We start from the raw sequence: 21,433 nt of genomic DNA, 5'->3' as shown, positions 1-21,433 counted from the left end.
GGAGCGCGGGGAGGCGCTGCGCGCACCGGCCGGCAAACCGGTGGCCAGGAGCGCGGGGGGCGGGCGATAGTGACGCCATGAGTTCTCTCGTGCGCCACATCACGATCGACTGTTCCGACGCCTACGCCCTGGGCACCTTCTGGGCCGGGGTCCTCGACTCGAAGCTCTCCGACGACGACAAGCCGGGCGACCCCGAGGTCCTCGTCGAGTCGGCGGGCGCCGGCCTGCTCTTCATCCAGGTGCCGGAGAAGAAGGCGGTGAAGAACCGGGTCCACCTCGACCTCCAGCCGGAGGACCGCACGCGGGACGAGGAGGTCGAGCGGGTCATCGCGCTCGGCGCCACGCTGGTCGACGACCGGCGCACCCCGGAGGGCATGGGCTGGGTGGTGCTCGCCGACCCGGAGGGCAACGAGTTCTGCGTCGAACGCAGCAAGGGCGAGCGCGCCCAGTAGCGCCTGGAGCAGTCCGGACAGTAGGCGCCTGGAGCAATCCGGACAGTAGGTGTCGGGTTTCCGGTGTCTCCTGGAACCATGGGAGACACCGGAACCACCACCGACGCCACCGCCCCGGCCGGCTGGGCCGCCTTCGAGGCCGCCGAGCCCGAGTTCGCCGCCACCGTGCGCGAGCGCTTCGGGCAGTACACCCACCACGCCCTCGCCACCCTCCGCAAGGACGGCTCCCCGCGCCTGAGCGGCATCGAGGCCGACTTCCGGGCGGGCGAGCTGTGGCTCGGCATGATGCCGAACTCGCGGAAGGCGCTGGACCTCCGGCGCGACCCGCGCTTCGCGCTGCTCGCCAACCCGGGCGAGGGCACGACCATGGGCGGCGGCGACGTCCGCGTCTCCGGCCGGGTGGTCGAGATCACCGACCCGGGGACCCTGGAGTGGTACGCGCGGGAGGTCGGCATGCCGCTGCCGTTCCACGTCTTCCGGGTGGAACCGGCGGAGGTCGTGCGCACCGCCGTCGAGGGCGACGACCTCGTCCTGCGCGCCTGGGCGCCCGGCCGCGCCCTGCGCACGATCCGGCGCGGCACCGACGACGCCCCGGCGCGGGAGTCATGAGGCGGCGGCGACCACCTGGGCCCGGCACCAGGACGGGGTGCCCCAGGCGTCCCGCAGCGGCCGGGCCTTGCGCAGCCAGAGCGAGAGGTCGAGCTCCTCGGTGTAGCCGATGGCGCCGTGCACCCGCAGCGCCGTGTCCGCCGCCGCGTACGCCGCCTCGCCGGCGGCCGCCTTCGCCGCTGCGAGATCGCCGCTCTCGAAGGTGAGCGCCGCTCCGAACACCAGGGGTCGCGCGAACTCCAGGCCGATCAGGGTGTCCGCGAGCCGGTGCTTGACCGCCTGGAACGAGCCGATGGGGGCGCCGAACTGGGTGCGCTGCCTCGCGTACGCCACCGACCGGTCGAGCAGCGCCAGTCCCACCCCGAGCGCCTGCGCCGCCGTCGCGAGCAGCGCCCACCGCCGGGCCGTCCCCGCCGCCGCGGCCACCGCAGGCCCCGCCGCGAGCAGCTCACCGCCGGGCGCGGGCCGCGCGAGCCGCCGCACCGGGTCGGCGGAGACCCGCACCTCCCCGTGCCCCGGCGCGATCCGCAGCTCCGCACCGGTCACCACCAGCACCGGATCGGCCCGGTCCGCGTCGAGCGCGAGCGGCGAGACCCCGGTCAGCGCGAGGGTCGCCATCGCCCCGCCGCCGACGAGCCCCGGCAGCAGCCGCTTGGCCGGCCCCGGCTCGCCGCGCTCCGCCAGGTCGGCCAGCAGGGCCGTGGCCGCGACCGTCTCCACCAGCGGTCCCGGCACCGCGTGGCGGCCCGACTCCACCAGGGCGTGCGCCAGTTCGACGGGGAGCGGGCCCAGCCCCTCGTACTCCTCGGGGGCCGCGAGGGCGAACACGCCCGCCTCTGCGAGCCGGGTCCACAGGGCGCGGCCGGGACCCGGGTCGCCCCCCGCCCAGGCCCGGGCGGCGGCCGGGGTGTCGGCGGCGGAGAGCATCGCGTCCAGGGAGCGCGCGAAGTCGCGCTGTTCGGCGGTCGGCAGGAACTGCATCAGCGGCGGCCCTTCGGGAGGCCGAGCAGCCGCTCGGCGATGATGTCGCGCTGGATCTCGTTGGTGCCGGCGTAGATCGGACCGGCGAGCGAGAAGACATGGCCCTCGGCCCACTCGGTGTCGGCCAGCTCGCCCTCCTCGCCCAGCAGGTCGAGCGCCGTCTCGTGCAGCGCGATGTCGAGCTGCGACCAGAACACCTTGTTCAGGCTGGACTCGGCCCCGATGTCCGCGCCCGCCGCGAAGCGCGAGGCGCCCGCCGCCGTGAAGAGCTGGTAGGCCCGCGCCCCGATCAGCGCGTCCGCCACCCGGTCGCGCAGCGCCGTGTCCCCCGGGTCGCCCGCGGCGCGCCACAGCCGGGCGAGCCGGTCGGCGGCGGCCAGGAAGCGCCCGGGGGAGCGGAGGGTGAGCCCGCGCTCGTTGCCGGTGGTGGACATCGCGATCCGCCAGCCCTGGCCGGGCTCGCCGATGACGTCCTCGTCGGGGACGAACACCTCGTCGAGGAAGAGCTCGGCGAAGGCCGGCTTGCCGTCGAGCCGCCCGATGGGCCGTACGGTCACGCCGGGCGCCCGCAGGTCGAACATCAGATAGGTCAGCCCCCGGTGCGGTCTGCCCTCCGCCGCCGGGGCGGGGTCGGTGCGGAAGATGCCGAAGGCCCGGTCGGCGAAGGCCGCCCGGGAGGACCAGGTCTTCTGGCCGGAGAGCAGCCAGCCGCCCTGGGTGCGGACGGCCCGCGAGGTGAGCGAGGCCAGGTCCGAACCGGCCTCCGGCTCCGACCAGGCCTGCGCCCAGACCGTCTCGCCGCTCGCCATGGGCGGCAGGACCCGGGCCCGCTGCTCCTCGGTGCCGTAGGCGAAGAGGGTGGGGGCGAGCAGGTGGATGCCGTTCTGCGAGACCCGGCCGGGGGCGCCCGCCGCGTAGTACTCCTCCTCGAAGACCAGCCAGCGGAAGATGTCCGCGTCCCGGCCCCCGTACCGCTCCGGCCAGGAGACCACCGACCAGCGGTCCGCGGCGAGTTCGGCCTCCCAGGCGCGGTGTGCGGCGAAGCCCTCGCGGGTCTCCAGGGACGGCAGCGGCGTGACGGGAACACGGGAGCGCAGCCAGGCCCGGGCCTCGGCCCGGAAGGCGTGCTCCTCGGCGGTGTACGAAAGGTCCACGGGACCTCCCCCTCCTTCCCTAACAAGTGTTTGGTAGGTTACCGTGGCCGCCATGACGAGCGCCATGAGCAGCGTCGAGGAGTTCCGCACCGAGATACGGGACTGGCTACGGGACCGGCTCCAGGGCGAGTTCGCCGGTCTCAGGGGACTCGGCGGCCCCGGCCGCGAGCACGAGGCCTTCGCCGAACGACTCGCCTGGGAACGGCACATGGCCGCGCACGGGTGGACCTGCGTCGGCTGGCCCGAGGAGCACGGCGGCCGCGGCGCGAGCATCGAGCAGCAGATCGTCTTCCACGAGGAGTACGCCCTCGCCGACGCCCCCGCCCGCGTCAACCACATCGGCGAACAGCTCCTCGGCCCCACCCTCATCGCCCACGGCACCGAGGAGCAGAAGGCCCGGTTCCTGCCGCCCATCCGCGCCGTCGAGGAACTCTGGTGCCAGGGCTACAGCGAGCCGGACGCCGGATCCGACCTCGCCGCCGTCCGCACCCGGGCCGTCCGCGAGGGCGACGAGTGGGTCGTGACCGGGCGCAAGATCTGGACCTCGCTCGCCCACGAGTCCCAGTGGTGCTTCGTCCTCGCCCGCACCGGGCCCACCGCCGGGCCGGCCGCCGAGCGCCGTACGCGGCGACCCCACGAGGGGCTCTCGTACCTCCTCGTCCCGCTCGACCAGCCGGGCGTCGAGATCCGCCCCATCGTGCAGCTCACCGGCACCAGCGAGTTCAACGAGGTCGTCTTCGACGGCGCCCGCACCCCCGCCGCCCACGTCGTCGGCGCCCCCGGCGACGGCTGGCGGATCGCCCTGGCCACCCTCGGCTACGAGCGGGGCGTCTCCACCCTCGGCCAGCAGGTCGGCTTCCGCCGCGAACTCGAGGCCCTCGTCGCCCTCGCCCGCGCCAACGGCACCGCCGCCGACCCCCACATCCGCGAGCGGCTCGTCCGCGCCTGGACCGGGCTGCGCACCATGCGCGCCAACGCCCGCTGCGGCACCGAACCCTCCGTGGCCAAGCTCTACTGGTCCCACTGGCACCGCGACCTCGGCGAACTCGCCATGGCGATCCGCGGCGCCGACGCCACCCTGGCCGCCGGGGAACCGTACGAACTCGACGACTGGCAGCGCCTGTTCCTCTTCTCCCGCGCCGACACCATCTACGCCGGATCCAGCGAGATCCAGCGGAACATCATCGCCGAGCGGGTGCTCGGCCTCCCGAAGGAGCCGCGCCCGTGACTACCGCACCCGACTACGTCCCCGGCCACGGCCTGCTCGCCGGGCGCACCGCCGTCGTCACCGCCGCCGCCGGCGCGGGCATCGGCGGCGCCACCGCCCGCCGCCTCCTGGAGGAGGGCGCCCGGGTGCTCGTCAGCGACGCCCACGCCCGCCGCCTCAAGGAGACCGAGACCGCCCTCGCCGCCGAGTTCGGCGCCGACAAGGTCGCGTCCCAGCCCTGCGACGTCACGGACGAGGCCCAGGTCCAGGCCCTCCACGACACCGCCGTCCGGCTCCACGGCCGCCTCGACGTCCTCGTCCACAACGCGGGCCTCGGCGGCACCGCGGCCCTCGCCGACATGACCGACGAGCAGTGGAACCGGGTCCTCGACGTCACCCTCAACGGCACCTTCCGCTGCACCCGCGCCGCCCTGCGCCACTTCCGCGAGACCGGCGGCACCGGGGTGATCGTCAACAACGCCTCCGTCGTCGGCTGGCGCGCCCAGGCCGGACAGGCCCACTACGCCGCCGCCAAGGCCGGGGTGATGGCCCTGACCCGCTGCGCGGCGGTCGAGGCCGCCGCGTACGGCGTCCGCGTCAACGCCGTCGCCCCGTCCCTCGCGATGCACCCCCACCTGGTCAAGGTCACCTCGGCGGAACTCCTGGAGGAGCTCACCGCCCGCGAGGCCTTCGGGCGGTACGCGGAGCCCTGGGAGGTCGCCAACGTGATCGTCTTCCTGGCCAGCCCCTACGCGTCGTACATGACCGGCGAGACGGTCTCCGTCAGCAGCCAGCATCCCTAGGACGAGAATGGACGGGTGCCGACGACGAAACCATCGACGAAGAAGAAGCCCCAGATGACCGCGGCGCCCGAGCGCCGCCGCGAGCTGCTGGACACCGCGGCCGAGGTGTTCGCCGCCCAGGGGTACAACGCGACCACGGTCCGCAAGATCGCGGACGAGGCCGGCATGCTCGCCGGCAGCCTCTACTACCACTTCGACTCCAAGGAGTCGATGCTCGACGAGATCCTCTCGACCTTCCTGGGCGAGCTGTGGGACGGGTACGACACCGTGCTCGCCGCCGGATTCGGCCCCCGGGAGACCATCGAGGCCCTCGTCACCGAGTCCTTCCGGGAGATCGACCGGCACCGCGCCGCCGTCGCCATCTACCAGAAGGAGGCCCGCCACCTCGTCGACCAGGACCGCTTCCGCTACCTCGCCGACTCCCAGGTCAGGTTCGAGAAGGCCTGGCTCGGCACCCTGGAGCGCGGGGTCGAGGCCGGTGTCTTCCGCGCCGACCTCGACGTCCGGCTCACCTACCGGTTCGTCCGCGACACCGTCTGGGTCGCCGCGTCCTGGTACCGCCCCGGCGGACAGCACAGCCCCGAGGAGATCGCCCGGCAGTACCTCTCGATGGTGCTGGACGGGATCGCCGTACGCACAGACTGACGCCCCCAGGAGGAGCAGCCATGCCCGAGGCCTACATCGTCGACGCGGTCCGCACCCCGGTGGGCCGCCGCAGGGGCGGGCTCGGCGCCGTCCATCCGGCGGACCTCGGCGCCCATGTCCTCAGGGCCCTCGTCGAGCGCACCGGCATCGACCCGGCCGCCGTCGAGGACGTCGTCTTCGGCTGCCTGGACACCGTCGGGCCGCAGGCCGGGGACATCGCCCGCACCTGCTGGCTCGCGGCCGGGCTGCCCGAGGAGGTCCCGGGCGTCACCGTCGACCGCCAGTGCGGCTCCTCCCAGCAGGCCGTCCACTTCGCCGCCCAGGGCGTGCTCTCCGGCACCCAGGACCTGGTCGTGGCGGGCGGCACCCAGAACATGACGATGATCCCCATCGCCTTCGCCTCCCGCCAGGCCGCCGAACCGCTCGGCCTCACCCAGGGCCCGTACGCCGGCTCCGAGGGCTGGCGCGCCCGGTACGGCGACGCGCCGGTCAACCAGTTCCACGGCGCCGAACTCATCGCCGCCAAGTGGGGCATCACCCGGCGCGCCCAGGAGGAGTTCGCCCTGCGCTCGCACCGGCGGGCGCTGCGCGCGATCGACGAGGGCCGCTTCGCCCGCGAGACCGTCCCCTACGGCGAGGTCACCGTCGACGAGGGCCCGCGCCGCGACACCACCCTGGAGAAGATGGCCGCACTGAACCCGGTCGTCGAGGGCGGCACCATCACCGCCGCCTGCTCCTCCCAGGTCTCCGACGGCGCCGCCGCGATGCTCCTCGCGAGCGAGCGCGCCGTCCGCGAGCACGGCCTCACCCCCCGGGCCCGCGTCCACCACCTCTCGGTCCGCGGCGAGGACCCGATCCGCATGCTGTCCGCGCCGATACCGGCGACCGCCCACGCACTGAAGAAGACCGGTCTGACCATCGACGACATCGACCTCGTCGAGATCAACGAGGCCTTCGCCCCGGTCGTCCTCGCCTGGCTCAAGGAGACCGGCGCCGACCCCGACCGCGTCAACGTCAACGGCGGCGCCATCGCCCTCGGCCACCCGCTCGGCGCGACCGGCGTCAGGCTGATGGCCACCCTCCTCAACGAACTGGAGCGCACCGGCGGCCGCTACGGCCTCCAGACCATGTGCGAGGGCGGGGGACAGGCGAACGTGACGATCATCGAGCGGCTGTGACGGACGAAGGCCGCGACCGCCGTGGCCCGCACCCCCCGCCGGGGTGCGGGCCACGGCCGTACGCGCGGCGGGGTGCGGGCCACGGCCGTACGCGCGCTCAGCCCACCAGCCGCCCCCGCAGCCCCGCCAGCACCCGCAGGTCGAGGCCCAGACCGGTCGTCGCGTAGCGGTAGAGGCTGCCGTAGGCGGCGCGCAGTTCGGTGAGGGCGGCGTCCAGGTACTCCCGGCGGACCTCCTGGAGGGGGATGATCAGGTCCGGGTTCCGCATCAGGCCGGCCTGCTTCAGGCCCTCGCGGACGCGGGCGTCGTAGGCGGCGCGGAAGGTGTTGGAGGCCAGGTAGTCCTCGGTCGCCGAGGACTCGGGGACGCCGACGAGGTTGAGCAGCAGCCAGCTCTGCCAGCCGGTGCGGTCCTTGCCCGAGGTGCAGTGGTAGAGCTGCGGGCCGGCGCCCGGGTCGGCGAGATCGCGGAGGGTGGCGCCGAACCGCTCGCGGTTGGCGGCGCTGGTGACGAAGGTGCGGTAGACCTCCGTCATGAAGGCGGCGGCCCGCCCGTTGCCCAGCATCTCCTCCTGCCGGACCGGGTCGCGCGAGCCGATCGCGGCGAGCAGCTGCCCGTACAGGCCGTTGTCGGTGACGGGCCGGGAGACCGCGGCGAGGCCCGCGGGCAGGCGGTCCGTGCCGTCGTACTGCACCTCCAGCGGGATGCGGAAGTCGACCACCCGGCCGAGGCCGAGACCGGCCAGCGTGGCCAGATCGGCCTCGGTCAGCTTGGCCAGGTGGTCGCCGCGGTAGACCAGGCCCCGGCGCACCCTGGCCCCGTCGTAGGTGAGGTAGCCGCCCAGGTCGCGGACGTTGACCGCGCCCTGGAGGGGGATCTGCCGGATGGCGTTCGCGGCGCGGAGCCGTGGCCCGGCCGCGGCGGGTGGGGCGACGGCCGCCAGCAGGGCGGTGGCGCCGGCGGTGCTCAGCAGTGCGCGTCTCGACAGAGACATGGCTGACTCCCTTACGGAGAGGGAAGGGTACGGAGCACGTGCGCGGCCTCGGACATGATCCGGGTGACGAGTTCCGCGCAGCTGGGCAGGTCCTCGATCACCCCCGCGACCTGTCCGGAGGCCATGACGCCGAGGTCGGTGCGGCCCTCGACCATGGAAGCCTTCAGGAGCATCGGGGTGTTCGCGGCGAGCAGGACCTGGCTCCAGGACAGGTCCTTGCCGTGGCGCATCGCGAGGCCCTCGCGGACCATCGCGGGCCAGGAGAGGCCGGAGAGCCTCCGGAAGCCGGCCGCCCGGCGGACCGCCTGCGCCAGGGCCCGCAGCCGGCCCGCGCGTTCGAGCTGCGCGACCATCTCGGTGCGCAGCATCCGGTGCGGCAGTCCGTCGACGGCCGTCGTGACGGTGACGTCCTTGACGGTCGCCGCCAGATAGCGCGCCTTGACGGCGTCGGGGACCGTCGAGTCCGAGGTCAGCAGGAAGCGGGTGCCCATCGCCACCCCCGCCGCACCGTAGGAGAGGGCGGCCACCAGCCCGCGCCCGTCGTGGAAGCCGCCCGCCGCGATCACCGGGATGTCCACCGCGTCGACCACCTGGGGCAGCAGGACCGTCGTCGCCACCTCGCCGGTGTGGCCGCCGCCCTCGCCGCCCTGCACGACCACCGCGTCCGCGCCCCAGGCGGCGACCTTCTCGGCGTGCCGCCGTGCCCCGATCGAGGGGATGACGACGACCCCGGCGTCCTTGAGCTCGGCGATCAGCTCGCGGGACGGCGCGAGGGCGAAGGAGGCGACCCGTACGCCCTCGTCGACGATGATCCGGACCCGCTCCCGGGCGTCGCCCGCGTCCGCGCGCAGGTTCACCCCGAAGGGGCGGTCGGTACGGGACTTCACCTCACGGACCGCCGCCCGCAGCTCCTCCACGGTCATGGTGGCCGAGGCCAGGACGCCGAGCGCCCCGGCGTTCGCGGTGGCCGAGACCAGACGAGGGCCGGCCACCCAGCCCATGCCGGTCTGGACGATCGGGTGCTCGATGCCGACCAGGGCGGTCAGGGGCGTCTTCATCGGGCCGGAACCTCCCGCTCCCGCAGGCCCTCCGGGTCGATCACCTCGCGGATCAGCCGCAGTTCCTCCGCGGTGGGCTCGCGGGTGTACGGCACGTCGTCGCCGGCCGGCAGCGCGAAGCCGGTCGCGGCCCGGACCTCGGCGACGGTGACGCCCGGGTGCACGGAAGCGAGCCGCATGGTGCGGTCCGGGGTGGCGAAGTCGAAGACGCCGAGGTCGCTCACCACCCGGGGAAGGCGGTGGTACGGCCCGACCGCCCGGTCGTGGCCGACCCCGCTGACCATGTCGACGCGCTCGACGAAGACCCGCGGCGAGTGCCGGGGGATCCAGTAGCTCACCGGGTTGTTGAGGGTGTTGACGGGCGCGCCGCGGACCCCGAGGAGCTGGCGCGCGGGGCGTTCCCAGTCGCCGATGCAGGAGATGTTCTGGTTGCCGTGCCGGTCGATCTGGCTGGCGCCCATCATCACGTGCCGCCGCCCGCCGGTGACCATCGTGAGGTGGCGGCGGTAGGGCAGCCAGCCCTCGGGCTCCCCGTCGAGGCCGACGAGCAGGGCCTCGCCGTCGGTGAGCAGCAGCTCGGGGGAGAAGGTGCGCTTGGCGAGGCGGGCGCCGAAGGAGGGGATCGGGCCCATGGGGCTGGCGAGCACCTCGCCGTCGTCCCGCCAGGCCTCGGCGCAGGCGATCACGCAGTACTCGGCTCGGGTGGGCATCACTTCCGCGCCTCCTCGCGCTCCTCGTGCCAGGACCGGACGGCCGCCTGGTAGTCGTCCTCGCCCTTGCCGGACAGGAAGCGTCCGGCGAACTCGGGCCAGGGGGTGGTCGCGTACAGCTTCTGGAAGGGCTCGTCGCGGCCGTAGTCCGGCGCGCAGGAGGTGAAGTGGGCGCCGTTCGGGGTCTCGACGACTCCGGTGACGCTGTGGCGGGAGACGAGCAGGGTCTGCGGGACCACGTCCGCGCCGAACGACTCCACGATCCGCTCGCAGGAGAGGTACGCCGTGTCCGCGGCCTCGCAGAAGAGGTCGTCGAAGTACGGGTCGGGGCCCAGGTACTGCCCGTTGCCGGCCCGGTCGGCGCGGTTGACGTGGACCAGGGCGGCGTCGAGGCGCAGCGCGGGCACGGCGGCGAACTCCTCGCCGTCCTCGTACGGCGAACGGACCGTGCGCAGCTCCGGGTTGACCCGCATGACGTCCGAGCCGAGCCCGGCCCGGACGGGCAGGAAGGGCAGCCGGTTGGCGGCGGCGTGCAGCCCCCACATGAACATGGCCTCGTCGTACTCGGTCATCGCGATCCGGCCCTGCTCGCGGGCGGCCCGGAAGTGCGGTTCGAGGGGGATGGAGTCGAGGGTGACGAAGGGGGCGACCAGGCGCCGGACGCGGCCGGCGGCGGCGAGCAGACCCACGTCGGGGCCGCCGTACGACACCACGGTGAGATCGGTGATCTCGGACCGGAGCAGCGCTCTGACCAGGGCCATCGGCTTGCGCCGCGAACCCCAGCCGCCGATCCCGATCGTCATCCCGGAGCGCAGCCGGCCCACCACGTCCTCGGGGCTCATCGTCTTGTCGCTCATGCGCCGCCCTCCCCGTCGCTCGCGCCGAAGCCGTCGCGGACCCGGTCGGCGACGCCGCTCAGGTTCGCCTCGAAGGTGAACCCCTGCTCGTAGCGGTAGCTGCGGCGCACGTCGACCGGGTCGATGCCGTTGATGGCCGCCTTGGCGAGCCGGATCAGGGTGCCGTCCTTCGCCGCGATCTCGCCCGCGAGCTCCAGCGCCGCGCCGAGCAGTCCGGCGCGCGGGACCACCCTCCACACCGAGCCGTGCGCGTGCAGCTCCTGCGCGGTGGCGGTGCGCGAGGTGTAGTACAGCGCGCGCATCAGGTGCTGGGGGACGAGCCGGGCCAGGTGGGTCGCGGCGCCGAGGGCGCCCCGGTCCAGTTCGGGCAGGCCGAAGACGGCGTCCTCGGAGGCGACGATCGCGTCGGCGTTGCCGACCAGGCCGATGCCGCCGCCGAGGCAGAAGCCGCCGACCGCCGCGACGACGGGCACCTCGCAGTCGTAGACCGCCGCGAAGGCCTCCGCGCAGCCCCGGTTGACGGCGATGAGCGCGTCGTGGCCGGGGTCGCGCTGGAGCTCCTTGATGTCGACGCCCGCGTTGAAGCCGCGGCCCTCGGCGGTCAGCACCACACAGCGGACCTCCGGGTCGCGGCCGGCCGCGCGGACGGCGTCGGCGAGCTCGTACCAGCCTCGGACGGGAAGGGCGTTGACGGGGGGACGGTCGACGGTGACGAGCGCGATGCCCTTGTCCGGGCGTGAGGTGGAGACACCCATGTGCGGATCAGCTACCTTTCCACCAAACGTTTGTTAGGTGACCGTGCTGGGAGGAAGGTAGCAGCCGATGGAGCTGGACGGGAGGGTCGCCGTCGTCACCGGTGGCACGCGCGGCGTCGGCGCGGGCATCGCCCGGGCCTTTCTCCGGGCCGGGGCCGAGGTCCTGGTCTGCGCCCGCAGACCCCCGGAGGAACCGGTCGCCGCGGGCGGCCGCGCGGCCCGCTTCCACCCGCTCGACCTGCGCGAACCCGCCGCCGTTCGGGACTTCCTCGCCGAGGTCGGCGAGCGGTACGGACGGCTCGACACGCTCGTCAACAACGCCGGCGGCACCCCGTACCGCCTCCTCGGCGAGGGCGAGGCCGAACGGCACGCCCGGGTCGTCGAGTTGAACCTCACCGTCCCGCTGACGGTCTCCCTCGCCGCCCGCGGGCTGCTGCGGGCCTCCCGCGGCTCGGTCGTCATGATCGGCAGCGTCAGCGGCACCCGCCCCTCGCCGGGCACCGCCGCCTACGGCGCCGCCAAGGCGGGACTGGAGAACCTGGCCCGTTCCATGGCCGTCGAGTGGGCCCCCGAGGTCCGGGTCAACACCCTGGTCCTCGGCATGGTGAGGACCGAGCTGTCCCACCTCCACTACGGCGACGCCGACGGGATCGCCGCCGTCGGCCGGACCGTGCCGCTGGGCCGGCTCGCCGAGCCCTCCGAGATCGGGGAGGCGGCGGTCTTCCTCGCCTCCGACCGGGCCGCGTACGTCTCCGGGGCCTCGCTCCTGGTGCACGGAGGCGGGGAGCGCCCCGCCTTCCTCGACGCGGCGACCGCCAACAAGGCTCCTGCGGCCGCCGACCAGGCCGCCACGGCAGGCAAGGCCGCCATGACCGACAAGGCCGCTACGACCGACAAGGCCGCTACGACCGACAAGGAGAACCGAGATGGGTCTGTGTGACGAACGGGTGGTCATCGTGACGGGCGCCGGCCGCGGGCTCGGCCGGGCGCACGCCCTCGCCTTCGCCGCCGAGGGCGCCCGCGTCGTGGTCAACGACCTCGGGGTCGGCCTCGACGGCAGCCCGGGGGCCGACAGCCCGGCGGCCCTGGTCGTCGAGGAGATCCGCGCGGCGGGCGGCGAGGCCGTCGCCCACGGCGGCGACATCGCGACGACCGAGGGCGCGGCCTCCCTGGTGCGCACCGCCCTGGACGCGTTCGGCCGCCTCGACACCCTCGTCAACAACGCCGGCTTCCTGCGCGACCGGATGCTCGTCAACCTCGAAGAGGAGGACTTCGACGCGGTGCTCCGGGTCCATGTGAAGGGCCACTTCCTGCCGCTGCGGCATGCCGCCGCCCACTGGCGCGCGGAGGCCAAGGCGGGCCGCCCGGTTGCCGCCCGGGTGGTCAACACCACCTCGGGGGCGGGCCTGCTGGGCAGCGTCGGCCAGGGCAACTACGCCGCCGCCAAGGCCGGGATCGTCGGCCTCACCCTGGTCGCCGCGGCCGAGCTGGGCCGCTACGGCGTGCAGGTCAACGCGATCGCCCCGGCCGCCCGTACCCGGATGACCGAGCGGACCTTCGCGGAGCTCGCCGCGCTGCCGGAGGACGTCTCGCCCCTCGTGGTCTGGCTCGGCTCGGCCGCCTCGGCGGGCGTGAGCGGCCGGGTCTTCGAGGCGGAGGGCGGCCGGCTCACCGTGATGGAGGGCTGGCGCCCCGGCCCCACCGCCGACAAGGGCGCCCGCTGGAGCCCGGCCGAGGCGGGCGAGGCGGCCCAGAAGCTGCTGGCCGAGGCGGAGCCGCCGCGGCCGGTGTACGGGGCGTGAGCCGGGACCGCCGCCGGTCTGCTGCGAGGTGAGCCGCCCGGCCGGCCGTCTCCCTGGTCGACATCGTCCTGTCCGCCGCCCCCGCCCCCCCCGCACTCGCGGGCGGGACGTCCGGGGTCCACTCCACCGCCCGGCACTTCGGTGGCGAGCTCGGCGCGGCGGCCATCGGCACGCCCTGCTTCGCCTGCCTGTCGCCGTCGGCGGTGATGCCGTGGGTGGTGGCGGTGCACGGGGTGAGGGGTGACGGCACTGCTCGGCCTGCGCCCGCCCGGCCGCGCCGCCCGCGCAGGCCGTGACCCCGGGACGGCTCAGGGGCGTCGCGGGGCCGTCCACTCCAGCCGGGTCCGCACCCGTGGATCCCGTACGTGTTCGAGGGCGGCCAGCGCCGTCTCGCGGGCCGGCCCCTCCGGGTCGCCGTCGGCCAGGATCCGGGCCAGCGCCTCTATGGCGCGCGGGTCCTGACGGAGCGCCAGGCCCCGCGCGGCCTCGGCGGCCGTCTCCGGGTCCGGGTCGGCGAGCCGCGCGGCGAGGGCCTCCCGCACGGTGGGCGTGTCGTCGGGCAGCTCGGCGAGCGCGAGGGTCGCCCAGTCCCGCACCCGGGCCTCGTGGTCGGTGCTCAGGCCCACCAGGGCGGCGACCGCCGGTGCGTGACCGGCCGGCACGATCCCGGCGAGCGCGGCGGCCACCTGCTGCCGCACCTCGCCCTCCGGGTGCCCGGCGAGCCCGAGCAGCTCGGGCACGGCACTCCCGTCCGCGCACTGCCCGAGCGCGACGACGACGGACAGCGCGGGCTCGCGTGCACCGTCCCCGCCCGCCCCTTCGGTCCGGCCCGCCCCCTCGGTCCCGGACCCCGCAAGGGCCCCGGTCCCCGCAAGGCCAGCGGGTCCGCCGGTGGACCCACCCTCCGCGGACCCGTCCGTGAAGCCGCCTTCCGCGGGTCCGCCGGTGGACCCACCCTCCGCGGGTCCGCCGGGTCCGCCGAGTCCGATTCCGGCTCCCCTTCCGGCCGACCCCGGAGCCCGCGGCGCGGCCGTCTCCGTCGCGGGTCCGGGCAGGGGGCCGGCCGTGCCCGCCGCCGGTCCTCGCAGCGCCCCGGCCCCGGCCGACCCCGGAGCCCGCCGAGCGGTCGTCTCCGCGGCGCGGTCCGGGGAGTCGGTCGTCTCCGCCGCGGGGCCCGGCACGGCGCCGGCCGGGCCCGTCGCAGCGAGCCGCAGGGCCCCGGCCGTCTCCGCCGCCAACCTGCGCAGCACCGGTACGGCGCTCGCCGTGAATCCGGGCAGGGCGGCCAGGACGCGGGCGCCCAGGGCGCGGCGGAGCGGCTCGGGGGAGGCGCACCAGGCGGTGGCGGTCACGAAAACGGTCTCGTCGGCGCGGGCCGTCAGGGCGTCGACCGCGGTGGTCCAGTCCTCCTGGGCCGGGTCGCCGCAGCGCAGCGCCCGGGCGGCCAGCTCCTCGTGCGGGACGCGGATGCCGAGGGCGCCCTCCAGGAGCGTGGCGATGGCCGCGTGCCCGGTCTGGCGCTCGTCCCCGCGGCCCGGCGCGCCGTCCTCGCGCAGCAGTTCGACGACGACGGTCACGCCGCCGTCCTCGGGGATCCGCCGCACCACAGCCTCGTAGGTGTCCCCGGCGCCCTCGCCCTCGACGAGCCCGCGCCGCAGCACCGCCGCCATGTCCGCGCCGATCCACCGCCGGGCCTCGTCGAGCGCCTCCGCCCGGCTCCCGGCGCCGTGTTCGAGCAGCGCGCGCACACACGCGGCGGAGCCGCGCCGGGCGGCGGCCACCAGCGGGGCGAGCCCGTCGGGTCCCGGCCGGTCCGGCGCCGCGCCCGCCTCGAGCAGTTCGCGCACCACCTCCGCGTGGCCGAGCCGGAGCGCCCAGGCGAGGGCGGTGAAGCCGTAGGCCTCCTCCTGGTCCGGGTCCGCACCCGCGGCGAGCAGCGCCCGCACCACCTCGGCGTGGCCCCCGCAGGCGGCCCCGCACAGCGGCAGGTCGCCGTCGTCGGCGCCGCTGTACCGGGCCGGGTCGGCCCCGGCGGCCAGCAACAGGCGTACCGCCACCGGCTGGTTGCCGACGGCGGCCCGGTACAGCGCGCTCTCGCCGTCCTCCCGCGCCTCGGGGTCGGCCCCGTCCCGCAGGGCCCGTACGACCCCGTCGTCGTCCCCGTTCCACAGCGCCTCGAACAACGTGCTCATGCGCCGACCCTCACCCGAGCCGCCCGAACGGCGCAAATCCGTTACGGGGCGCACTCCAGGACCGTGCGGCACACCCCGCACCGCGCCTTCACCCGGCCCCGACCGGGTGCGACCCGCAGCCGCTGCCCGCACACCGGGCAGGGGAAGACGCCGTCCCCGCCCGCCCGGGCCCGCCGCCGGGCGGCCCAGCCGGCACCGGCCAGCGGGGGCCGGCGCCAGTCGCGGGCGGCCTCCGCCCGGCCGCGTACCCACGCCTCGTACGCCACCGCGCTGGTGAACCAGGGCGAGGGGTCCTCGCCGAAGACCGCGGCCCGTTTGGCGAGGACGTAGCCGAACTCCTCCGGGGTCAGATAGCCGAGCTTCTGGCTGGACATCCCGTCCTGCCGGAACGCGTCGAGCAGCAGCCAGCCCGCGCCGAGATAGGCGGCGGCGACATCGGTCAGGATCTCGTTCTCCGCCGTCGTGGGCAGGAAGAGCCCGAGGCGGTGCAGCAGCACATGGGTGATCTCGTGGGCGAGGGCGGCGCCGATGTCCCGCCGGTGGGCGGGGCGGGCGAAGCGTTCGTTGAGCTCGACGAAGTACTCCGGACCGGCCGTCAGTTCGACGCTCGCCGCGTGCTCCATCGCCCGGAAGCTCACCACCATCCGGGCGTCGGGCAGCCGCAGCTGCCGCACCAGTGCGCGGGCCGCGCCCTGGGCGCCGAGGTGCACCTCCTCCGGGTCCTCGACGGCGACGTCGGAGGCCGGGACGCTCGTCTCGTAGCGGCGGACGCCGTCGGGGGAGAGGCGCCGGTAGAGCGCGGTGATCGAGGACCGGACCGTGTCGAGATGCGGGAACCCGTGCTCGACGCGGGAGACTTCGTCGCTGTGCGGCATCCAGGACCACCCCCTGCCGTCCAGAGTACGGGCGGTGCGCCCCGCACTCCTGGGCGTCCCCCGGCTGGCCGAAAAGGCCTCCTTGTGACGCTCTTCGGGCCTTGCCCATAATCCGGACCACGTCTTGACGGGCTCATGCCATCAAGATCAACCCCCCATGAAAGAAGGCAGTCGCATGCAGAAGAACAGACTGGTCCGCGCGCTGCAGAAACTCGCCGCGGCCGGCGCCGTCGTCCTCGCCGCCGTCAGCCTCCAGCCCACCACCGCCTCGGCCGCGCCCGCGCCGGTCGTCGGCGGCACCCGGGCCGCCCAGGGCGAGTTCCCCTGGATGGTCAGGCTCTCCATGGGCTGTGGCGGCTCCCTGATCACCCCGCAGGTCGTGCTCACCGCCGCGCACTGTGTGAGCGGCTCCGGCGCCAACACCAGCATCACGGCCACCGCCGGAGTCGTCGACCTGCAGTCGAGCAGCGCCATCAAGGTCAGGTCCACCAAGGTCTACCAGGCGCCCGGCTACAACGGCCAGGGCAAGGACTGGGCCCTCATCAAGCTCGCCTCGCCGATCACCAGCCTGCCCAACCTGAAGATCGCCGAGACCACCGCGTACAACAGCGGCGACTTCACCGTGGCCGGCTGGGGCGCCACCCGCGAGGGCGGCTCCCAGCAGCGCTACCTGCGCAAGGCGATCGTGCCGTTCGTCTCGGACGCCGACTGCCAGACCGCGTACGGCAGCTCCCTCGTGCCCTCCGAGGAGATCTGCGCCGGCTACAACCAGGGCGGCGTCGACACCTGCCAGGGCGACTCCGGCGGCCCGATGTTCCGCAAGGACAACAACAACGCCTGGGTCCAGGTCGGCATCGTGAGCTGGGGCGAGGGCTGCGCCCGGGCCGGCTACCCCGGCGTCTACACCGAGGTCTCCACCTTCGCCTCCGCCATCAAGTCCGCGGCGGCGACCCTGTAGCGACGCGACCGGTACGGGGTGCCCGGAGCCGACCGGCTCCGGGCACACCCCGTTCGCGGGAGCCCTGCCGGACGGCCGGTCAGGCGAGCTCCACCGCGCCCCCCGCCCCGCCCTCCAGCTCCAGCACCCACACCTCGTTCGCGCCCTCCCGCAACACCGGGCCCGGTACGAACAGCGACTCCTGCGGGCCCGCGCTCCAGTAGCGGCCCAGGCAGAAGCCGTTGACCCACACGAACCCGCGGGTCCAGGCGGGCAGCCGCAGCGCCGCGTCACCCGGCGACGGCACCGTCACCGCCCCCCGGTACAGCCCCGGGCCCGCGGCCGGTCCGACCGGCCCGAACGGGACCTTGTCCACCGCCGCCGCCTCGAAGGCGTCGAGCCGCAGCCCCCGCGCCCGCACCCCGTGCAGGAACTGCCGCTCGTGCCGGATCCCGCCCGTGAGACCCTTCGGCTCCGCGAGCCGCGGCCCGTAGTTGACCCGGCCCAGGGACTCCACCCACAGCTCGACCACCGCGGGCCCCGCCACCGGCTCCGGCAGCTGCGCCTCCTCCGTGTCGAGCACCCCGGCCGGCACCCCGTCCACGAACACCGAGGCACGGTCCCGCAGCCCCGACACCGCCAGCGGATACGGCTGCCGGGGGCCCGGCACCTCCACCCGGTAGCGGACCAGGCCCCGGTCCACGCCCAACTCCTCGAAGGAGGGCGGCAGCGGCGCCTCCGTCTCCGCGTCGCCGAGGACCGCCAGCACCTCCGGCAGCGGAGCCCAGCCGTCCATCGCCCCGGCCGCCGGCGCCCCGATCCGCACCGGCGGCTCCGGCACCTCGGGCAGCGGCCCCTGCGCGTACTGCGCCAGGACCTCGCGGAAGCGCCAGAACTTCTCCGTCGGCAGCCCCGCCTCGTCGACCGGCGCGTCGTAGTCGTACGAGGTCACCGTCGGCCGCAGCGCCCCCTCGTGCAGCCCGCCCGCCCGGTTCGCCCCCGCCCAGCCGCCGAAGCTCGTCCCGCCGTGCGCCATGTAGACGTTCACCGACGCCCCGCACTCCAGGATCTCCCGCAGCGTCGCCGCCGCGTCCGCCGCGTCCCGCCCCACGTGCTCCGTGCCCCAGTGGTCGAACCAGCCGCACCAGAACTCCATGCACATCAGCGGCCCCGACGGCTGGTGCCGCCGCAGCGTCGCGAACGCCTCCCGCGCCCCCGAGCCGAAGTTCGCCGTCGCCAGCACCCCCGGCACCGAACCACCCGTCAGCATGTGGTCCTCGGGCCCGTCCGAGGTGAACAGCGGCACCTCCACCCCGCACCCGAGCAGCAGCTCCCGGACCTTGTGCAGATAGCCGGCGTCCGTGCCGTAACTGCCGTACTCGTTCTCCACCTGCACCATGAGCACCGGGCCGCCCCGCCCGATCTGCCGCGCAACCACCTGCGGAAGCAGCCGCCGGAACCAGCGCTCCACCTGCTCCAGAAACCCGGCGTCGTCCGTCCGCACCCGCCGCCCGAGCGGCCCCGTCAGCCAGTGCGGCAGCCCGCCGTTCTCCCACTCGGCGCAGATGTACGGGCCGGGGCGCACGATCGCCCACATCCCCGCCCGCGCCACCGCGTCCAGGAAGCGGCCCAGCGCGTCCACGTCCCCGTAGCGGCCGGGCTCCGGCTCGTACAGGTTCCACGGCACGTACGTCTCGACGCAGTTGAGGCCCATCGCCCGCAGCATCCCGAGCCGGTGCCCCCACTGCTCCTCGTGCACCCGGAAGTAGTGCAGCGCCCCGGAAAGCAGCCGCACCGGCCGCCCATCGAGGAGAAAGTCCTCGTCACCCACCACGAACTCGCTCATGCGGCTCACCTTCGCCCTCTGGCGGCGAGCCGGTCCATGGACAAAGATCGTCGCAGTTTGGACGTTCGGATCGAGGTCAGGAAGGCGGCCGCGCGATGTACCACACCTGGATGCGCTACTTCACGCCCGGACCCGTCCACCACCGCCTCGGCCTGGTCTGCCTCGGCGTCGGACTCCAGCACGGCACCCTGCCCACCGTCGGCCCGCGCACCCTCGACCACCACGTCGCCGTCCTCGTCAGCTCCGGCAGCGGCTGGTACCGGGCCGCCGACGGGCGCCGCACCACCGTCACCGCCCCCGCGGTCATCTGGCTCACCCCCGGCGTACCCCACCACTACTCCGCCGACCCCGGCACCGGCTGGGACGAGTCCTTCGTCGACTTCACCGGGCCCGCCACCGCCACCTACACCGAGCTCGGCTACATCGAACCCGACCGCCCCGTCGTCCCCCTCTCCGACGCCGCCCCCGCCCGCGCCGCCATCGGCCGCATCGCCCGCGCCGCCCGCCCCGGCAACCCGCTCCTGGAGGTCGAGACCGGCGCCGCCGTCCACGAGCTCCTCGTCGCCCTGCGCCGCGCCCGCGCCGACACCAACGCCGACGGCGACCCCGTCCTCACCGCCCTCACCCGCGACGCCTTCAGCCGCCTCACCGTCGCCGAACACGCCGCCAAGCACGGCATGACCGCCGCCGAGCTGCGCACCGCCGTCCGCCGCGCCGCCGGCTGCAGCCCCAAGGACTACCTGCTCACCGTCCGCCTCGGCCGCGCCAAGGAACTCCTCGCCGCCACCGAACTCCCCGTCGCCGCCGTCGCCCGCCGCGTCGGCTACGACGACCCCGCCTACTTCTCCCGGCTCTTCACCCGCCGCGTCGGCACCGCGCCCATCCGCTTCCGCGAGCAGCAGGGCCGGACCGTCCCGGGCGGCTGGAGCACCACCGTTCCGGATCCCGAACACCCGCCCATCGTGCTGCCGAGATCCGGCTAGGCTCGCTCCCCATGAGCGAGACCAGCGAGAACAGCGGCACCGGCACCAGCGGCACCGGCGGCAGCGACCCCGGCGCCACCGGCGCGAGCGGCGTCGATCCCTCCGTCGCCGCCGAGCTGACCCGGCTGCGCGAGAGCATCGACAACATCGACGCGGCCGTCGTCCACATGCTCGCCGAGCGCTTCAAGTGCACCCAGCAGGTCGGCGTCCTCAAGGCCGCCCACGACCTGCCGCCCGCCGACCCGGCCCGCGAGGCCCGGCAGATCGCCCGGCTGCGGGAACTCGCCGAGAGCGCGAGACTGGACCCGGCCTTCGCGGAGAAGCTGCTGAACTTCATCATCGCGGAGGTCATCCGCCACCACGAGACGATCGCGGACGGAGCACGCTGATGGCGCGCGTCACCGTATTCACCCTGGGCGGCACCATCTCCGCACGCGGCGGTGACGCCACCCGCATGACCGGCACCGAGGTGCTCGCCGGACTCGGCGTCGCCCCCGACGGCGTCGAGGTCGAACTCCGCGACTTCCGCCGCGTCCCCAGCTCCACGCTCTCCTTCGAGGACCTCACCGCCCTCGCCGCCGAGGTGCGCGCGACCGTCGCCGCCGGCTCCGGCGTGGTCGTCGTCCAGGGCACCGACACCCTGGAGGAGACCGCCTTCCTCCTCGACCTGCTGTGCACCACCGAGGAGCCGATCGCCGTCACCGGCGCCATGCGCCGCCCCGACCTGCCCGGCGCCGACGGCCCCGCCAACCTCGCCGCCGCCCTCGCCGTCGCCGCCGACCCCGGCTGCCGCGACCTCGGTGTGCTCGTGGTCCTCGCCGACGAGATCCACGCCGCCCGCTTCGCCCACAAGGCCCACACCACCTCCCTCGCCACCTTCACCTCCCCGGGCGCGGGGCCGCTGGGCGCCGTCGTCGAGGGCGAGCCGCGGATCCTGCTCCGCCCCGCCGTGCCGACCCGCCTCTGCCGCCTGGACCTCGACCCCTCCGTACGGGTGGCCCTGCTCACCCTCTCCCTCGGCGACCGCGGCGAACTCCTCGACGCCGTCGCCGACCGCCACGACGGCCTCGTCGTCGCCGCCTTCGGCGCCGGCCACGTCCCCGCCTGGCTCGTCGAACCCCTCGCCGCGCTCGCCGAGCGCATGCCGGTCGTCCTCGCCTCCCGTACCGGCGCGGGCGCGACCCTCTCCCACACCTACCGCGGCCCCGGCTCCGAGACCGACCTGCTGCACCACGGGCTCATCCCGGCGGGCCCGCTGGCCCCCGCCAAGGCCCGGCTGCTGCTCCACGCCCTGCTCTCCAGCGGCGCCAAGGGACCCGCCGGATACGACCGGCCCCGGATCTCGGCCGCTTTCGCCCACCTGGACGGGGCCGGACTGGCGTAATCGACCACCCA

The 21,433-nt window shown here is 75.0% G+C and carries 22 protein-coding genes; 12 read left to right on the top strand and 10 right to left on the bottom strand.

What is annotated here, in order from left to right; genetic code table 11:
• The first annotated feature begins 77 nt into the window (after positions 1-77).
• Both ACH414_RS22910 and ACH414_RS22905 read left to right on the top strand, forming a co-directional pair.
• Complete coding sequence (locus ACH414_RS22910) at positions 78-452, top strand: VOC family protein (protein ID WP_382540183.1); 375 nt, start codon at positions 78-80, stop codon at positions 450-452.
• A gap of 78 nt (positions 453-530) precedes the next feature.
• Positions 531-1,061, top strand: coding sequence for a pyridoxamine 5'-phosphate oxidase family protein (locus ACH414_RS22905; protein WP_382540180.1), 531 nt, complete (start codon positions 531-533; stop codon positions 1,059-1,061).
• Here ACH414_RS22905 and ACH414_RS22900 read toward each other — a convergent pair.
• Positions 1,056-2,042, bottom strand: coding sequence for an acyl-CoA dehydrogenase family protein (locus tag ACH414_RS22900; protein WP_398943138.1), 987 nt, complete (start codon positions 2,040-2,042; stop codon positions 1,056-1,058). The two genes, ACH414_RS22905 and ACH414_RS22900, sit on opposite strands and share 6 nt — an antisense overlap.
• A complete protein-coding gene (locus ACH414_RS22895; protein WP_382540175.1) occupies positions 2,042-3,196 on the bottom strand; it encodes an acyl-CoA dehydrogenase family protein in 1,155 nt (384 codons plus the stop codon). The genes ACH414_RS22900 and ACH414_RS22895 overlap by 1 nt, the downstream gene beginning before the upstream one ends.
• 64 nt (positions 3,197-3,260) lie before the next feature.
• Here ACH414_RS22895 and ACH414_RS22890 point away from each other — a divergent pair, with 64 nt between their 5' ends.
• Genes ACH414_RS22890 through ACH414_RS22875 form a run of 4 tightly spaced genes read left to right on the top strand, consistent with a single transcriptional unit; the run spans position 3,261 to position 7,029 of the window.
• Complete coding sequence (locus ACH414_RS22890) at positions 3,261-4,424, top strand: acyl-CoA dehydrogenase family protein (protein WP_398943274.1); 1,164 nt, start codon at positions 3,261-3,263, stop codon at positions 4,422-4,424.
• A complete protein-coding gene (locus ACH414_RS22885) occupies positions 4,421-5,206 on the top strand; it encodes an SDR family oxidoreductase (protein ID WP_391769624.1) in 786 nt (261 codons plus the stop codon). The genes ACH414_RS22890 and ACH414_RS22885 overlap by 4 nt, the downstream gene beginning before the upstream one ends.
• A 54-nt stretch (positions 5,207-5,260) precedes the next feature.
• Positions 5,261-5,851: a TetR/AcrR family transcriptional regulator gene (locus ACH414_RS22880; protein WP_398943135.1), complete on the top strand. Its 591-nt coding sequence runs from the start codon at positions 5,261-5,263 to the stop codon at positions 5,849-5,851.
• Positions 5,852-5,871: 20 nt separating this feature from the next.
• Positions 5,872-7,029, top strand: coding sequence for an acetyl-CoA C-acetyltransferase (locus ACH414_RS22875; protein ID WP_398943134.1), 1,158 nt, complete (start codon positions 5,872-5,874; stop codon positions 7,027-7,029).
• A gap of 97 nt (positions 7,030-7,126) precedes the next feature.
• On the opposite strand, the gene ACH414_RS22870 is transcribed toward ACH414_RS22875, so the two are convergent.
• Genes ACH414_RS22870 through ACH414_RS22850 form a run of 5 tightly spaced genes read right to left on the bottom strand, consistent with a single transcriptional unit; the run spans position 7,127 to position 11,403 of the window.
• Complete coding sequence (locus ACH414_RS22870; RefSeq protein ID WP_398943132.1) at positions 7,127-8,023, bottom strand: tyrosine-protein phosphatase; 897 nt, start codon at positions 8,021-8,023, stop codon at positions 7,127-7,129.
• Between the two features lie 11 nt (positions 8,024-8,034).
• Positions 8,035-9,081, bottom strand: coding sequence for an NAD(P)H-dependent flavin oxidoreductase (locus tag ACH414_RS22865; protein ID WP_398943130.1), 1,047 nt, complete (start codon positions 9,079-9,081; stop codon positions 8,035-8,037).
• Entirely contained in the window at positions 9,078-9,791 is a 714-nt protein-coding gene (locus tag ACH414_RS22860; protein ID WP_382540158.1) for a CoA-transferase subunit beta, read from the bottom strand. The genes ACH414_RS22865 and ACH414_RS22860 overlap by 4 nt, the downstream gene beginning before the upstream one ends.
• Positions 9,791-10,648: a CoA transferase subunit A gene (locus ACH414_RS22855; protein ID WP_386565027.1), complete on the bottom strand. Its 858-nt coding sequence runs from the start codon at positions 10,646-10,648 to the stop codon at positions 9,791-9,793. The genes ACH414_RS22860 and ACH414_RS22855 overlap by 1 nt, the downstream gene beginning before the upstream one ends.
• Positions 10,645-11,403: an enoyl-CoA hydratase family protein gene (locus ACH414_RS22850; RefSeq protein WP_382540153.1), complete on the bottom strand. Its 759-nt coding sequence runs from the start codon at positions 11,401-11,403 to the stop codon at positions 10,645-10,647. The genes ACH414_RS22855 and ACH414_RS22850 overlap by 4 nt, the downstream gene beginning before the upstream one ends.
• 67 nt (positions 11,404-11,470) lie before the next feature.
• On the opposite strand from ACH414_RS22850, the gene ACH414_RS22845 reads away from it, so the two are divergent.
• Positions 11,471-12,343, top strand: coding sequence for an SDR family oxidoreductase (locus tag ACH414_RS22845; RefSeq protein WP_382540150.1), 873 nt, complete (start codon positions 11,471-11,473; stop codon positions 12,341-12,343).
• Positions 12,330-13,205, top strand: a complete 876-nt coding sequence (locus ACH414_RS22840) for an SDR family oxidoreductase (protein WP_398943127.1) — start codon at positions 12,330-12,332, stop codon at positions 13,203-13,205. Before ACH414_RS22845 ends, ACH414_RS22840 begins: the two co-directional genes overlap by 14 nt.
• 308 nt (positions 13,206-13,513) lie before the next feature.
• Here ACH414_RS22840 and ACH414_RS22835 read toward each other — a convergent pair whose 3' ends face one another.
• Together ACH414_RS22835 and ACH414_RS22830 are read right to left on the bottom strand one after the other, a co-directional pair.
• The gene (locus ACH414_RS22835; RefSeq protein ID WP_398943125.1) at positions 13,514-15,397 is read right to left on the bottom strand and encodes an ankyrin repeat domain-containing protein; all 1,884 of its coding nucleotides are present in this window, start codon (positions 15,395-15,397) and stop codon (positions 13,514-13,516) included.
• A gap of 41 nt (positions 15,398-15,438) precedes the next feature.
• Complete coding sequence (locus tag ACH414_RS22830) at positions 15,439-16,272, bottom strand: hypothetical protein (RefSeq protein WP_382540142.1); 834 nt, start codon at positions 16,270-16,272, stop codon at positions 15,439-15,441.
• Positions 16,273-16,447: 175 nt separating this feature from the next.
• Between ACH414_RS22830 and ACH414_RS22825 the strand changes: the two genes are divergently transcribed.
• Complete coding sequence (locus tag ACH414_RS22825) at positions 16,448-17,230, top strand: S1 family peptidase (protein WP_382540140.1); 783 nt, start codon at positions 16,448-16,450, stop codon at positions 17,228-17,230.
• Between the two features lie 79 nt (positions 17,231-17,309).
• Here the strand turns inward: ACH414_RS22825 and ACH414_RS22820 are convergent, their stop codons facing one another.
• On the bottom strand, positions 17,310-19,055 hold the full coding sequence (locus ACH414_RS22820) for a beta-galactosidase family protein (RefSeq protein WP_398943123.1): 1,746 nt from the start codon (positions 19,053-19,055) through the stop codon (positions 17,310-17,312).
• Between the two features lie 95 nt (positions 19,056-19,150).
• On the opposite strand from ACH414_RS22820, the gene ACH414_RS22815 reads away from it, so the two are divergent.
• From ACH414_RS22815 to ACH414_RS22805, 3 genes are read left to right on the top strand one after another with little or no spacing between them, the layout of a single operon-like run.
• A complete protein-coding gene (locus ACH414_RS22815) occupies positions 19,151-20,038 on the top strand; it encodes a helix-turn-helix domain-containing protein (protein WP_382540135.1) in 888 nt (295 codons plus the stop codon).
• An 11-nt stretch (positions 20,039-20,049) separates the two neighbouring features.
• On the top strand, positions 20,050-20,427 hold the full coding sequence (locus ACH414_RS22810) for a chorismate mutase (RefSeq protein WP_398943121.1): 378 nt from the start codon (positions 20,050-20,052) through the stop codon (positions 20,425-20,427).
• The gene (locus ACH414_RS22805; protein WP_382540130.1) at positions 20,427-21,422 is read left to right on the top strand and encodes an asparaginase; all 996 of its coding nucleotides are present in this window, start codon (positions 20,427-20,429) and stop codon (positions 21,420-21,422) included. The genes ACH414_RS22810 and ACH414_RS22805 overlap by 1 nt, the downstream gene beginning before the upstream one ends.
• Positions 21,423-21,433: the final 11 nt, after the last annotated feature.

The organism is Streptomyces sp. NPDC020422, assembly GCF_044386705.1.
Classification (GTDB): Bacteria; Actinomycetota; Actinomycetes; order Streptomycetales; family Streptomycetaceae; genus Streptomyces.
Note: the sequence above shows the minus strand (reverse complement) of the source record. Positions and strands in the feature narration are given on the sequence as shown.